The sequence below is a fragment of the Pseudoalteromonas sp. XI10 genome (genome assembly GCF_001469895.1).
Lineage (GTDB): Bacteria > Pseudomonadota > Gammaproteobacteria > Enterobacterales > Alteromonadaceae > Pseudoalteromonas.
Genome location: NZ_LOPY01000009.1, coordinates 114556 through 128540 on the forward strand (window position 1 = coordinate 114556; position 13985 = coordinate 128540).

Sequence of the window (13985 nt, forward strand, 5' to 3'; positions counted from 1 at the left end):
AACCCCGCCTAACGACCTGGCCCCAAAATTAAGGAGGGGATTATCTCAGTAATTGCTTGGGTATTTCAAGTCAATTAGCATAAAAAGCCAGATAACGAGCAATTAAACATGCTAATTGCTCGTTGCTTAAGAAAAAATCACTTATTCGATTTGAATTTTTGGCGTTACAAAGATTAACAGCTCTTTCTTCTCGTTAAATTCACTCGTACTTTTGAACAACGCACCAAGGTATGGAATATCACCTAACAGAGGTACTTTCTTAGTTGAGTTAACGATTTGCTGTTGGAAGATACCACCAAGCACCACAGTTTGGCCGTTTTCTACTAATACCTGAGTTTGGATCTCTTGGGTATTAATTGCCACAGCAGAACCCGTTGGTGTTTGTACCGTATCACCACGTGTATCTTGCGTAATAACTAGGTCTAAAATCACTTTGTTATCAGGGGTGATATGTGGCGTTACTTCTAAGCTCAATACTGCTTTTTTGAAGGTTACTGTCGTTGCACCACTTGACGCTGCTTCAACGTAAGGGATCTCAGTACCTTGCTCAATACGTGCTTTTTGCTGGTTGGCCGTCGTAATACGAGGACTTGCGATAATCTCACCACGGTTCTCTTCTTCAAGGGCACTTAACTCTAAGTCTAATATTGTGCCGTTAGCTAATTTAGCTACTTGAACACCAATACTACCCGCAGGGCTAGAAACCGGTAAGTTAACATTTAAGCGGTCAGAAATACTTGGGATATTATCGTAAGAGCCAGCACCAAACATGCCACCAGCGCCCTCTAATGTGCCAGAGATAGCACCGTCGCTACCTACATCGCTGATACCCCAGCGCACACCTAAGTCTTCTTGCACGTTATCATTCACTGTTACCATGCGTGATTCAATCACCACTTGCTTAACAGGAATATCTAAGGTTTCCACCATACGGCGCACGCTTTCGATGCTTTTCGCTGTATCTTTGATAAGTAAGGTATTAGTACGTTTATCAACAGACACACTGCCTCGCGCAGAAATAATGCTGTTGGTGTCTGTTTTCAATAAGTCAGCAAACTCTTCAGCTTTAGCATAGTTAAGGCGGATATATTCACTGTAAAGTGGCTCTAAATCCTCAACTTGCTGTTTTGCCTTAAGCTCTTTAGCTTCACGTGCGGCAAGCTCTTCTGATGGTGCAACCATCAAAATAGTACCGTCCATGCGCTTATCAAGACCTTTAATTTTAAGCACAACATCAAGTGCCTGATCCCAAGGAACACCATCTAAACGCAATGTAATATTGCCTGTAACTGAGTCACTGGTTACTAAGTTAAACTCATTATAGCCCGCAATAATCTGTAGCACAGAGCGAATTGGAATATCTTGGAAGTTAAGGCTCATTGGGCGACCTTGATATTCAATACCGCCTTCGAGGTAGGCACGCTGTGTATCATCTTTTTCAACAGTTAGCGTAAAGATATTTTCAATTTGTTGGTGAGTAAACTTAAATGCTGCATTTGGTTCAACCACAATGCGCGTCATATTACCTTCTTTGAAGGTTTCGATGTTACTGACAACCGTACCAAAATCCATCACATCTAATTGATACAATAAGTCGTCTAAAATATCAGTGTGGTGGAACTCAGCAATAATTTTGCCGCCACTCTCATGAACATCAATTGCTGCTTGCGTATCTTGTAAGAAAACTAAAAGACGTGCTTCGCCCTTCTCACCACGGCGAAAATCAATCGACTGTACTGTATTAATAAAGTTGCTAGACGCTGTCAGTCCATCCGCGGAATCATCCGTTGCGATTGGGTTATCTGAAACATGCAAAGTAACGATATTGTCTTTCGCCATTGTTTTATAAATTTTTAGCTTATCTAACGTTACAACAACTTTTAAACCGTCTGCGGTCAAAGTACTGGTTACATGCTGGATACCTGCTTGGTTAACAGGCACATCACGCACTTCATTATCAACACCTACATTGCTGAAAAGCATTTCAATACGAGCTGGGGCGTTATACACCTGAACTTTTGGTTCAAATGTCAGCGCTTCATCAAATACTAGCTGTAATTGTGTTTCGCCTTTCATTAGCGGGTTATAACGTACGTCATACAGTAAAGGGGCAGCGATTGCTGTCTGCGTCAAAATTAAGGCTAATGCAGCTAACATGAATTTATGCATGTGTTTTAACCAAGCCATTCCTTTATGCATCTTCTTTTTACCTTTCATAAGATTAACTTGCACCATTTGTTTCCGCCTCTAACATTTCCAGCTTAGTCAGGCGCTCTTTCCAACAACCAGCCCCATCCGGGATTAATTCTAATAATTCTATATAATTGTCGTGCACTTGTTTAATTTCACCATGATACAAACCAATATAATTACCTACAGTAACTCGATAAAGCGTATCGTCTGCTGCTTTTATCAGCGCCCACGTATTACCAACACGGCCAATAGTTCCTTGCATAACAAGGTTATCTAGCGGGTACTTTTCAAGTGGTTGACGAACACGATCAGGGTCTGGGTGTAAGCAGTTTTTAACTTGCACTAAATTGCTCTGAATAATTTCCGGTTTAGGCGCCACAAATGGACTACGTAATTTTCCGGCATTATAAGCAAAGTGCTCGAACTTAGTGATCTCAGGAATCGGTTCAACTTTAGGTGTTGTACTTGCTTTAACTTGATCAATAAACTCTTTTTGTTCTGAAGTATCATCATTACACGCGCTAAGTACAAGTGTCATCGCAATAATTAAGGGAAGCTTTTTCATTTTTTAGTGCCCCCTTCATAACGATAAGTCTTAGCAACAACACTAAAAGTGAGTTCATTATTGCCGAGAGTTTGGATTGTAAAGTCATGCAAACTTACAATTCGCGGTAACTGAGCAACTTTACCAACAAATTCACCAAATTCATGGTACGTCCCGACGACTTCAATTTTAATTGGCAGCTCTGTATAAAACTCTTTTTCAACTTCAGGTAACCAGCCAATTTTCAAAAACGTCAAACCACTAGTAGTACCAACGTAAGATAAGTCGTCTAACAAACCAGGTGTCTCGTTCGAGGTTGGTAAGCGTTTTAAAAGCTGCGAGAACTTATCTTCCATCTCAACCATTTGCTGGCGATAAATCTCTAAATTACTCGCAATAGCATATTTTGCTTTGTATGTTTGACGTAGCTCGGTTTCTTTGGCTACGGCACTGTGATAACTGGCGATTTCGTCAGAAACTAATAAGCTGTAACTAAAGTATAAAACCAGCGCAGCCACAAACGCACAGCACAGAGCTTTAACAGCAATAGGCCAATCGCCCATGTTTTCAAGCTCAATTTCATTCCAATCTATGTCAGTTAACGCTTTGATATCAAGGTTCATTGCGTGCCTCACCTATCTGATCAAATGGTTTAACGTAAAAATCCATATTAAAGTCACTCAATAATCTTGAGGTTTGTTCACCTGCGACAATACCTTGCATAATAGGTCGTTCTAATAAATACGAGCTTTGAACTTGACGCAGCATGGTAGATAAACGGTTATTTGATTCACTGCGACCAATTACATGAATGCGGTCATCACGACGTTCAAGTTTCGTTAAATAAACCCCAGCAGGAACAATCTTGGCGACTTCATCCATGATTTGTGTACCTAGGTTACGGTTACTTTGTAGCTCTTCGATTAGACGCATACGCTGTTGTAAGTTTTCTTTTTTCTTATCAAGTTCGTTAATTTCACGAATACGTTGGTTCAATAAAGCGATTTCTGTATTCAAAAAGTTATTTTTTACATTTTGCCCATCGCGTAATCCGCCATAAAAAGAACTTAGTAAATACATACTTAAGAAGCTAACGACAACAACACCAAACAACACAGTGACAAACTTATTTTGTGAGTCTTTTCTTTGTTGTTCGCGCCAAGGCAGCAGATTTATATGTGGCATGATGAAAAGCTCCTTAATGCCAATCCTGTGGCTATCGCAAATTGAGTGCGGTGACGCTGCAGCATATTGCGATCAATCTTTGGCGAAATTTCAATGTTAGCAAATGGTTCAGCAACAACGGTGTGAATGCCTAGCTCTTCAATTAGGAGCCTATCTAAGCCTTCGATCATGGCTGTGCCGCCAGTCAGAACAATGTAATCAACTTGATCTTTACCACTGGTTGTTAAGAACATCTGCACTGCTCGACGAACTTGTTGTAACAATGAAGTTTGGAATGGGGCTAAAACTTCGAAGGTATAATTTGGTGGTAAGTCACCTGTAGTTTTACCAATTTCAGCTTCATCAAAGCTTTTGTTGTAATACGCAACAATGCTATTGGTATACTGGTCGCCACCAAATACTTGGTCACGGGTGTAAATTGTTTCACCTTCTTGTACAACGCTAACAAGCATCAGCACAGCACCAATATCAACCACAGCGACACATTTATTGTATGCATCACTAGGTAATTGTTGATAATACACATCCATTGCTCGACTTAGCGCATAAGTTTCTACATCGACAACCGCAGCTTTTAAGTTGGCTGTTTCAAGAGCACCAACTCGCGCTTGCACACTTTCAGTTCGCGCAGCAGAGAGCAGAACATTCACTTTACTTGGATCAGCTTCATTGATGGCAAGTTTTTCAAAATCGATATTTACTTCATCAAGTGGGTATGGGATTAAACTATCAGCTTCGATGGCAATTTGTGACTCTAATTCAGCATCTGTTAATGATACATCCATAAAAATCACTTTCGTAATTACAGTTTGACCTGAAACAGCTACTGCTGCGGTTTGCACTGATTTAGGAATTTTTCTTTTTAGTTTAGCGATAACATTACCTATCGCCTCTATGTCTTGAATAGAACGCTCAGACATAGCGCCTTTAGGCATAGGTTCAATAGCTAACGCTTCAAGCCGCAAACCTGCGTCTGTCTCTTGCAACAACACTGCTTTTATACAGTGCGATCCGATGTCGATTCCTACCATCATAGATGAAGGCTTTTTAAATAGCTGACTTAGCATGTTTGCAACTTGGCCTTTGTTTTAATAATAAACAAGTTATAATTTTTATCTGAAAAAATATTATTCATTTTTTAATCAATATATACTAGCAGTCTCCGATTCTAATTGGGAGTCCATTTAGGGAAAATATAAGTGATTTTATTAAAGCGAACTTTACAATTTATTATCATCTGCTCATTTTTAGGACTAATCACTTTAGTTGGTCTATACTATTACGTTAAACCTGATATTCCTAGCGTACAGGTTCTAAAAGACGTTCAATTACAGACACCTATGCAGGTATTCTCACGTGATGGATTATTGATTAACCAATTCGGTGAAAAACGCCGCATTCCCGTTACAATAGATCAAATCCCCCAACCATTAATCGATGCAATTTTAGCAACAGAAGATAACCGTTTTTACGAGCATATTGGTATTGATCCAATTGGTATCGTACGTTCAGCCATTGTACTCATATCTACAGGCGAAAAGAAACAAGGCGCAAGTACTATAACCATGCAGCTTGCCCGTAACTTCTTCTTAACTAGAGAAAAAGCATACATTCGTAAGGTCAAAGAGATCTTCATCGCTTTACATATTGAAAGTATATTAAGTAAAGACGAAATCCTCGAATTATATTTAAATAAAATTGAATTAGGTAACCGAGCTTTTGGTATTGGTGCAGCAGCACAAGTTTACTACGGCAAAGACCTCAATGAGCTTACTTTAGCGCAAATGGCGATGATCGCTGGCTTACCTAAAGCTCCTTCAGCCCTTAACCCTATTCGCAACCCAGTACGCGCAAAGGCACGTCGCAACGTTGTACTAGGCCGTATGTATACCGAAAAGTATATTACACAGGATGAATACGAAGAGGCTATCAATGCGCCAATTACAGCTAAATTCCATGGTGCAGAAATTGAAGTGTACGCCCCTTATATCTCTGAGATGGTGCGTGCTGAAATGGTTGAGCGCTATGGTCATGAGCGTGCTTACAATACTGGTTTCAAAGTTTACACCAGTGTTGATTCAAATATTCAGCAAGCTGCACAAGATGCCATTGTTGATAACCTACACGCTTACGACATGCGTCATGGCTACCGTGGTGCGACGGCTCAGTTATGGGACAGTGAAAACGAAAGTCCACTTAGCCAAGAAGAGATCTTATCTAAATTAAAAGATGTCAAAGAGTTTGGTCCATTATTAGCTGGTGTTGTAACTAATGTCGCTGAGCAATCAATTGATGTGCTATTAAAAAGCGGCGAACAAGTGACAGTCGAGTGGGATGGTCTAAAATGGGCACGCAAATATATTACCCGTTACCGTCAAAGTTTCGCACCAAAAACGGCTACTGAAATTTTATCAGCGGGAGCGCAAATTTGGCTGCGTAAAAATGCAGATGAAAGCTACATTCTTAGCCAAGTGCCAGAAGCATCTAGCGCTCTTGTTTCACTCGACCCACAAGATGGTCGTATTAAAGCCATTGTCGGTGGTTACAGCTTTGAACAAAGCCAATACAATCGCGCAGTTCAAGCAAAGCGCCAAGTTGGTTCAAACATCAAGCCATTTATTTATTCAGCAGCACTTGAAAACGGCTACACACTCGCTTCAATTCTTAACGATGCGCCAATCAACCAATGGGATAAAAGCCAAGGTGTGGCATGGCGACCTAAGAACAGCCCTGCTGTTTATAATGGCCCAATCCGTATTCGCCGTGCATTAGCTCAATCGAAAAACGTAATTTCTGTGCGTCTGTTACGGGGTGTTGGCCTTGAACGCACTGCAGATCACTTACTTAAGTTTGGCTTTTCAAATAGCGATATTAATCGTAGCGAGTCATTAGCCCTGGGTAGTGCCTCAATCACTCCTCTTGAACTAGCTCGCGGGATGAGTACTTTCGCCAATGGCGGCCACTTAATTACCCCTTACTTTATTTCTGAAATTCAGGATTCTGCTGGTAATGTGTTATTCAAAGCAGAGCCAGAACTGGCCTGTGATGAACCAGAGCAAGTTGTTACACCAGAGTTTGCATCATTAGATGATAACCAATTGGATCAAGCACAAAGTGTGAGCACGCCACGTTGTGCTCCGCGTATCATTTCAAAGCAAAATGCATTCTTAATTTCACAAGCTATGCATAGCGCAATTTGGGGTGGTGGCAGCTGGACTCACAAAACCGGCTGGAGTGGAACAGGCTGGCGTGCACAGGCGCTTGACCGTCGTGATCTAGCAGGTAAAACAGGTACCACCAATGACTCGGTTGATACCTGGTTCAGTGGCTTTAACCGCAATGTGATGACCTCGGTATGGGTTGGTTTTGATAACCCAGGAAAAGCCCTTGGCCGCTCGACCTACAATAGTAACCTTGATAAGTCACAAATCTCTGGTGCAGAATCTGGTGCTAAAACCGCGCAACCTGCATGGGTCGACTTTATGCGTGCAGCCCTTGATGGCATGCCTGAATCACCTATTGAGCCTCCTGAAGGTTTGGTATCGGTTCGTATCGACTTAGCAACAGGTCTTTTAAGCCATAAGAATGACTATACCAGTCGTTTTGAGTACTTCATTAAAGGAACAGCACCAACCAAGTACGTACTTGATCAACCAACAGACGTATTTGAAGAAAAGCTCAGCACAGAGGAAGAGTTGTTCTAAATAAGTGAATTGCTATTTTGAAACAATAAAAAAGCGCCCTTGGGGCGCTTTTTGCTTAGCTATTTAAACTAAGATCAGCAAAATTACTTTAGGTTATTTACCAGCCAATATAGGTCTGAGTGCACCCCAGCGGCAGTGACTTCTTTACCCGCTCCTGGGCCTTGGATCACCAATGCATTATCTGTATACCACTGCGAATTGATCACAAAGATGTTATCGCCCGGTTTAAGGCTTGCTAATACATCATCTTTGCCAACATTGACTAAACCAACTTGAGCCTGAATCTTACCATCAACGAGTGTGATAGCACCGGTGTAGCGCACCACTTTGTCTTCTGCCGCAGCTTGGGCTGCTTTTTCTGTCATAAATTCATCGAGTAGCTGTTTGTTTGCAAGAAAATCTTGCCAGCTTCCTACTGCAAGCTGTTCAGGCATCAGAGGTGTTAAAGCAATATCATCTAGCTCTAAATCTAGGCCTAGATCACGCGCTAAAATTAGCAGTTTACGCTGCATATCACGTCCAGATAAATCTTCACGAGGATCTGGCTCTGTATAGCCCATTTGCTGAGCTTGAAGCACTAAATCTGAAAACGGCACGCTACCATCGTAACTGCTACATAACCACGATAAAGTACCCGAGAATACCCCTTCAATACGGTTAATACTGTCACCGCTATTTTGTAAATCAGCTAAAGCAAAGTTAATCGGTAATCCTGCGCCCACACTGGTGTTATAACGCCACAACAAGTTTCGCTCAGCCAAATTAGTGCGTAGGTTTTGATACCAGCTATTTTCTGCAGTGCCCGCATATTTGTTTGCACTGATCAAATGACAGTTAAGCTCTACAAAATCAGGATACAACTGGCTAAAAGCCTCACTGGCAGTGATATCAATCACCACTTTGTGCTCATAATCTAGCTCATTGATACGTGCTAATAGTTCAGCTTTATCGTAGCTTTGCGCTTCATTGTGCCACTGCTCTTGCCATGTTTCGGTATTTAAACCACTGGCACTAAAAAGCATTTGTTTAGAGCGTAAAAGAGCTACTACTTTTACTTTGTACTGAGCAGATAAACGAGCAAACTGAGCTTGTAGTTGCGATAAGAACACTTCGCCTACATTACCAAGGCCAGCAACAATAATAGCCAGCTCTTGACCTTTGTTTACCAGCTTGTCATGTAGAAGGGTTAAAACATCACTATCAATTGCCTGATCGTTTAAGATCAACACATAGTTATCGTCTTGTTGTACAAAACGCGGATGAATGCTTTGCTCTTTTAAAAGTGCTGTCGCTTGCTCTGTCAGCGCTATTACATCAGCCGTCGGTGCAACCACTGCACAACCACTTAAATTAGACTCGACAATATTTGCACGGCCCGCTAAATGGCTTACAACTTGATGAGTGCTTTGACCTGGCACTAATAAGTAAGTATCGCCATCTTTAGTAAAGTGGTGCAGGCTGTGTTGAATTAACTGACTAAGTTCACCGACTTCACCACTGCTTAGTTTATCAACCCGTAATAAATCGATGTTATCCAAGGTAGTAATAAAACGCTTTGCTTTACTGTAACCTTCTTTTACTACTTCGGTTGGCGTTGCATCACAATCAAAACTACTTCTTACCACCAATTTAATTTCTGTGTCTTTTAACGGCGACAAGGTTTTTGCATGCAATACTGGGTTACCTAAACGCGCTAATAAGTTAGCTTGCTCGCGGCACACCTTGGCATACTTAACTGCATTTTTAACTTTACGAGGGTCAGTACTAAATACACCTTGTGTGTCTGTCCAGATAGACACTTGCTTAGCAAAAGTATAACTCGCTAACAAGGTGGCACTGTAATCACTGCCATTGCGGCCTAATGTCACCGTATTACCTTGGCAATCTGCAGCTATAAAACCCGTTACTACGTTGATATGTTTTCTGCTAATCGCATCACTGCATTGCTGTTGGTTTTTTTGATGTAAAAGCTGACCATCATTTAGAGTAAATAACTGCCTTGCATCAACATCTTGCGCATCAACACCTAACTGATTTAGGTAAGCGGCCAATAACCGCGCCGACCACACTTCACCATGAGCAAGTAAAGGTGCTTCAAGTAACTGCTGCTGACTAATTAATTCATTTAATACGGCAAGTTCATCTTTTAACTGTGCCAAAGCCTGTTGTTTATTCTGACCTGTAAGTAGCTGCTCAATTAAAGCCCGTTGATTGTTATCAATAAGCAATAGAATATCGCTAACAGCCTGGCTATCTTGCTGCTGGTAACTTTGCCAAAGCTTTACTAAGGTATCGGTTGTTTTACCCGATGCCGACACAACTACGCAATCGCCCTGCTCAGTATTAGCAAGAACAATGTTCGCTACCGCATGGTAACGATCTGCCGAGCTTAAGCTTGAGCCACCAAATTTATGAACAATATTTACCATTTCTTCTACCACAATGCCGTATGTGCTGGCGTTAACTTAAATGACGCGTTTTGCTGTGTATCTTGCTGTGTTTGCTTAGCTTCAGCTTTTGTAACTTGCTGGCCTTGACCTGGTTTTACTAAATTGAAAACACGGTCTAAATCTGCAATGAGATCTTTTACGTCTTCAATGCCTACAGAAATACGGATCAACGTATCGCCCACACCGGCTTCAAGGCGCGCTTTAGGCTCCATGCCTGCGTGGGTCATTGTTGCAGGGTGACAAATCAAGCTTTCTACCCCACCTAACGACTCAGCAAGGCTAAAATCTTTAAGGCTAGTTAAAAACGTAGCAGCATCGTTAATGTCGCCTTTAATATCAAAGCTCACCATGCCACCAAAACCACGTTGCTGTGCTTTAGCAAGCTCATGTTGTGGGTGAGAAGCAAGGCCTGGGTAGTAAACTTGGCTTACATAAGGTGAACTCTCTAAATACTCAGCAATGGCAAAGGCATTTTCTTGGTGCTGCTTTAAACGTACATTTAAAGTACGTAAACCACGAAGCGTTAAGTAGCTGTCAAATGGTGCACCAGTAATACCGATATTATTCGCCCACCAAGCAAGCTCATCGCCTAGCTCTTGTGTTGCAGCAATCACTGCACCGCCCACTACATCAGAGTGACCATTGATGTATTTAGTGGTTGAGTGCACAACAATATCAACACCAAACTCAATTGGGTTTTGTAATGCAGGTGATAAGAAGGTGTTGTCAGCCGCAACCAAAGCACCGCACTGCTTAGCAATGCTAGTGATTGCTTTAATATCTGTTAAACGCAAGATTGGGTTACTTGGCGTTTCAATCCAAATCAACTTAGGTTTAATCGCTAAAATTTCTTGGAGATTTTCAGTTTTAGTTAAATCCAAAACTTTTAGTTTTAACAGGCCACGTTTTTCAAGCGAGGTGAATAAACGATAACTACCGCCATAACAGTCATGTGGGATCACTAACGTATCGTCACTGTTTAATAGCTGAGTGGCTAAATGCACTGCAGACATACCTGTTGCAGTTATAATACCTCTAGCACCACCTTCAAGCTCTGCTAAGGTTTCAGCTAAGATATCGCGATTTGGATTACCGCTGCGACCATAGTCATACTGGCGCTTAGTATCAAAATCAGCAAACGAATAGGTGGTTGATAAGTAAATTGGTGGTACAACCGCACCATGATGTTTATCGGCTTCGATGCCGTGACGAACAGCAATCGTCGCTTTATTTTTTTCGCTCATTTCATCACCTATTCTTAAATTGGATGTTTAGACGTCTAAAAGGTTAGATGATCAAATATGAGAAGTCAAAGCATTTATGGCTCACACATAGAAGTTTATACATTTACACCACTAGATGGCTAAATAACTAGTATTTGACTATCTTTTTTAAAGAGATAGAATTTCCGCATCTTGCGCTGTGAATAAGGCGTAAATCACTGACAACCGAGGCAACGAAACAACTTATGGCTAAATGGAACGGTGAATACATTCACCCATATGCAGAACACGGTAAAAAATCAGAACAAGTAAAAAAGATTACCGTATCGATCCCACTTAACGTATTAAAAGTATTAACTGACGAGCGTACACGCCGCCAGATCAATAACCTGCGTCATGCGACGAACAGTGAGTTATTGTGTGAAGCTTTCTTACATGCTTTTACAGGTCAACCATTACCAAATGATGACGACCTACGTAAAGACAACCCTGAAAAGGTACCTGAAGAAGTTAAAAAAATTATGCAAGAAATGGGGTTAGATATCCCAGTACTTGATTCAGAATAAGTATTTCGGCCATCGGATCACCGCCGATAATCGCAGATATAAAAAAACTCAGCCTAGGCTGAGTTTTTTATTGCGCGTTATAACTAATTAAATTTAACGCATGTAATCTTCTGGCATGTCGATTTGCGCCACGCCCGACTCTACTGCTGCTTCAGCAACAGCACGTGCAATACGTGGTAATAAACGCGGGTCCATTGGCTTAGGAATGATGTACTCGGCACCAAACTCAAGTGACTCAACACCAGCCGCTTTTAATACTTCACTTGGTACAGGCTCTTTCGCGATACCACGAATCGCGTGAACTGCAGCAATTTTCATTTCATCATTAATTGCCGTTGCACGAACATCTAACGCACCACGGAAAATGAATGGGAAACAAAGCACGTTATTTACTTGGTTAGGGAAATCTGAACGACCCGTTGCCATAATTAAATCTTTACGCGCACTGTGTGCAACTTCTGGAGCAATCTCAGGGTCTGGGTTTGAGCATGCAAACACGACTGGCTTATCTGCCATCAGCTTAAGATCATCTGCAGCTAATAGGTTAGGACCTGATACACCAACGAATACGTCAGCATCAGCAATAACATCTTGTAATGTACGCTTATCGGTATTGTTAGCAAATAATTGCTTATACTCGTTTAAGTCATCACGACGTGTATGGATCACACCTTTACGGTCAAGCATATAAATATGTTCACGTAGTGCGCCACATTTAATTAAAAGCTCCATACAAGCAACAGCAGCAGCACCGGCACCTAAACATACGATGATGGCATCTTCGATGTCTTTACCTTGCACTTCAAGAGCGTTAAGCATACCAGCAGCAGTCACAATAGCTGTACCATGTTGGTCATCGTGGAAAACTGGAATATCACAGCGCTCGATAAGCGCTTTTTCGATTTCAAAACACTCTGGCGCTTTAATGTCTTCAAGGTTGATACCACCAAACGTATCAGCGATGTTAGCAACCGTATTAATGAAATCTTCTGTTGTGCGGTGTTTAACTTCAATATCAATTGAGTCAAGGCCAGCAAAACGTTTGAATAGTAACGCTTTACCTTCCATTACAGGTTTTGATGCAAGCGGACCTAAGTTACCTAAACCTAAAATTGCGGTACCGTTTGAAATAACCGCAACCATGTTACCTTTGCCTGTGTATTTATAGGCATTTGCTGGATCAGCAGCAATTTCACGGACTGGTTCAGCCACACCTGGGCTATAAGCTAAAGCGAGATCGTTAACCGTTTCGGCTGGCTTGGTTAGTTCAACACTAATTTTACCTGGAACGGGGTGAGCGTGGTAATGTAATGCTTGTTCACGAAAATCTGACATAACGCGATAGTATCCTGCAAAAAGTTAAAAAGTGAGAGAGCTTGCATCAGTACGATACCTGTAATGTATAAAAATTCCAAGTATTATCAGGTCTATCCTGTTATATGCTATATCGCTTAATTTTAAAGGATTTCCCAACAATTTCTGCGCATAGTTGCGATTAATCAGACATAAAAATTCACCTATTTATGACCTTTTAAGCACGTGTTTTTGTATTTTATACGCACGTACACTGCAATTAGCCGAAATTAGCCCAAAATAGCCATTTCAACGAAGTTCACAGCATTTACTCACAAAGTTATTTAAATTTATTATTTTTAATAACTTTTATGAAAGTTTATACAAAAAAAGAATATAGCCAAGGGATGGCACTTTGTCTGCAAAATTAGCGACATAATGGGCATAACAACCAGAAATAGTTATGCAAGATACATAAGTGAAGATGATAAGTAAGTGGCAGTGTTAATAATGAGTTTTGTGAATTTTAGGCATAAAAAAAGCACCCTAAGGTGCTTTTTTTAACTAAACAGCAGAGATTACTTCTTGCTGCTAAGTGCACCGAAGCGCTTGTTGAAACGATCAACACGGCCGCCAGTGTCTAAAATCTTTTGCTTACCAGTGTAAAACGGGTGACACTCAGAACATACGTCTAAGTGGATGTCTTTACAAAGAGTTGAGCTAGTTTCGAATTTGTTACCACATGAACAAGTTGCAGTGATAGCTTCGTACTTAGGGTGAATACCTTCTTTCATAGGGAACCTCTAGTTAAGGCCGTATCGCTCTCC

11 protein-coding genes are annotated in these 13985 nt (G+C 41.2%); 2 read left to right on the forward strand and 9 right to left on the reverse strand.

What is annotated here, in order from left to right:
- Nucleotides 1–141: 141 nt before the first annotated feature.
- The 5 genes from AUR67_RS01600 to AUR67_RS01620 are packed head-to-tail and all read right to left on the reverse strand — an operon-like array spanning nucleotide 142 to nucleotide 4989.
- Complete coding sequence (locus AUR67_RS01600) at nucleotides 142–2235, reverse strand: type IV pilus secretin PilQ (protein WP_082665544.1); 2094 nt, start codon at nucleotides 2233–2235, stop codon at nucleotides 142–144.
- A complete protein-coding gene (locus tag AUR67_RS01605) occupies nucleotides 2222–2758 on the reverse strand; it encodes a pilus assembly protein PilP (RefSeq protein ID WP_054563337.1) in 537 nt (178 codons plus the stop codon). Before AUR67_RS01605 ends, AUR67_RS01600 begins: the two co-directional genes overlap by 14 nt.
- Nucleotides 2755–3360, reverse strand: coding sequence for a type 4a pilus biogenesis protein PilO (locus tag AUR67_RS01610; protein ID WP_054563336.1), 606 nt, complete (start codon nucleotides 3358–3360; stop codon nucleotides 2755–2757). The genes AUR67_RS01605 and AUR67_RS01610 overlap by 4 nt, the downstream gene beginning before the upstream one ends.
- Nucleotides 3350–3922, reverse strand: coding sequence for a PilN domain-containing protein (locus AUR67_RS01615; protein WP_055197505.1), 573 nt, complete (start codon nucleotides 3920–3922; stop codon nucleotides 3350–3352). The genes AUR67_RS01610 and AUR67_RS01615 overlap by 11 nt, the downstream gene beginning before the upstream one ends.
- Nucleotides 3910–4989 carry a pilus assembly protein PilM gene (locus AUR67_RS01620; RefSeq protein ID WP_054563334.1) on the reverse strand — a complete coding sequence of 360 codons (1080 nt, stop codon included), beginning with the start codon at nucleotides 4987–4989 and terminating at the stop codon, nucleotides 3910–3912. Before AUR67_RS01620 ends, AUR67_RS01615 begins: the two co-directional genes overlap by 13 nt.
- 132 nt (nucleotides 4990–5121) lie before the next feature.
- Here AUR67_RS01620 and AUR67_RS01625 point away from each other — a divergent pair, with 132 nt between their 5' ends.
- Nucleotides 5122–7626: a penicillin-binding protein 1A gene (locus tag AUR67_RS01625; RefSeq protein WP_058583850.1), complete on the forward strand. Its 2505-nt coding sequence runs from the start codon at nucleotides 5122–5124 to the stop codon at nucleotides 7624–7626.
- An 83-nt stretch (nucleotides 7627–7709) separates the two neighbouring features.
- On the opposite strand, the gene metL is transcribed toward AUR67_RS01625, so the two are convergent.
- Nucleotides 7710–10055, reverse strand: coding sequence for a bifunctional aspartate kinase/homoserine dehydrogenase II (gene metL / locus AUR67_RS01630; RefSeq protein WP_058583851.1), 2346 nt, complete (start codon nucleotides 10053–10055; stop codon nucleotides 7710–7712).
- A 5-nt stretch (nucleotides 10056–10060) separates the two neighbouring features.
- Nucleotides 10061–11320, reverse strand: coding sequence for a cystathionine gamma-synthase (gene metB, locus AUR67_RS01635; RefSeq protein WP_058583852.1), 1260 nt, complete (start codon nucleotides 11318–11320; stop codon nucleotides 10061–10063).
- A gap of 224 nt (nucleotides 11321–11544) precedes the next feature.
- On the opposite strand from metB, the gene metJ reads away from it, so the two are divergent.
- Nucleotides 11545–11865 (forward strand): met regulon transcriptional regulator MetJ, encoded by a 321-nt coding sequence (gene metJ / locus AUR67_RS01640; RefSeq protein ID WP_054563330.1) that lies wholly within the window; start codon nucleotides 11545–11547, stop codon nucleotides 11863–11865.
- A 93-nt stretch (nucleotides 11866–11958) separates the two neighbouring features.
- Here metJ and AUR67_RS01645 read toward each other — a convergent pair whose 3' ends face one another.
- Both AUR67_RS01645 and rpmE read right to left on the reverse strand, forming a co-directional pair.
- Entirely contained in the window at nucleotides 11959–13200 is a 1242-nt protein-coding gene (locus AUR67_RS01645) for a malic enzyme-like NAD(P)-binding protein (protein ID WP_058583853.1), read from the reverse strand.
- Nucleotides 13201–13736: 536 nt separating this feature from the next.
- A complete protein-coding gene (gene rpmE / locus AUR67_RS01650) occupies nucleotides 13737–13952 on the reverse strand; it encodes a 50S ribosomal protein L31 (RefSeq protein ID WP_036973208.1) in 216 nt (71 codons plus the stop codon).
- Between the last annotated feature and the right edge of the window lie 33 nt (nucleotides 13953–13985).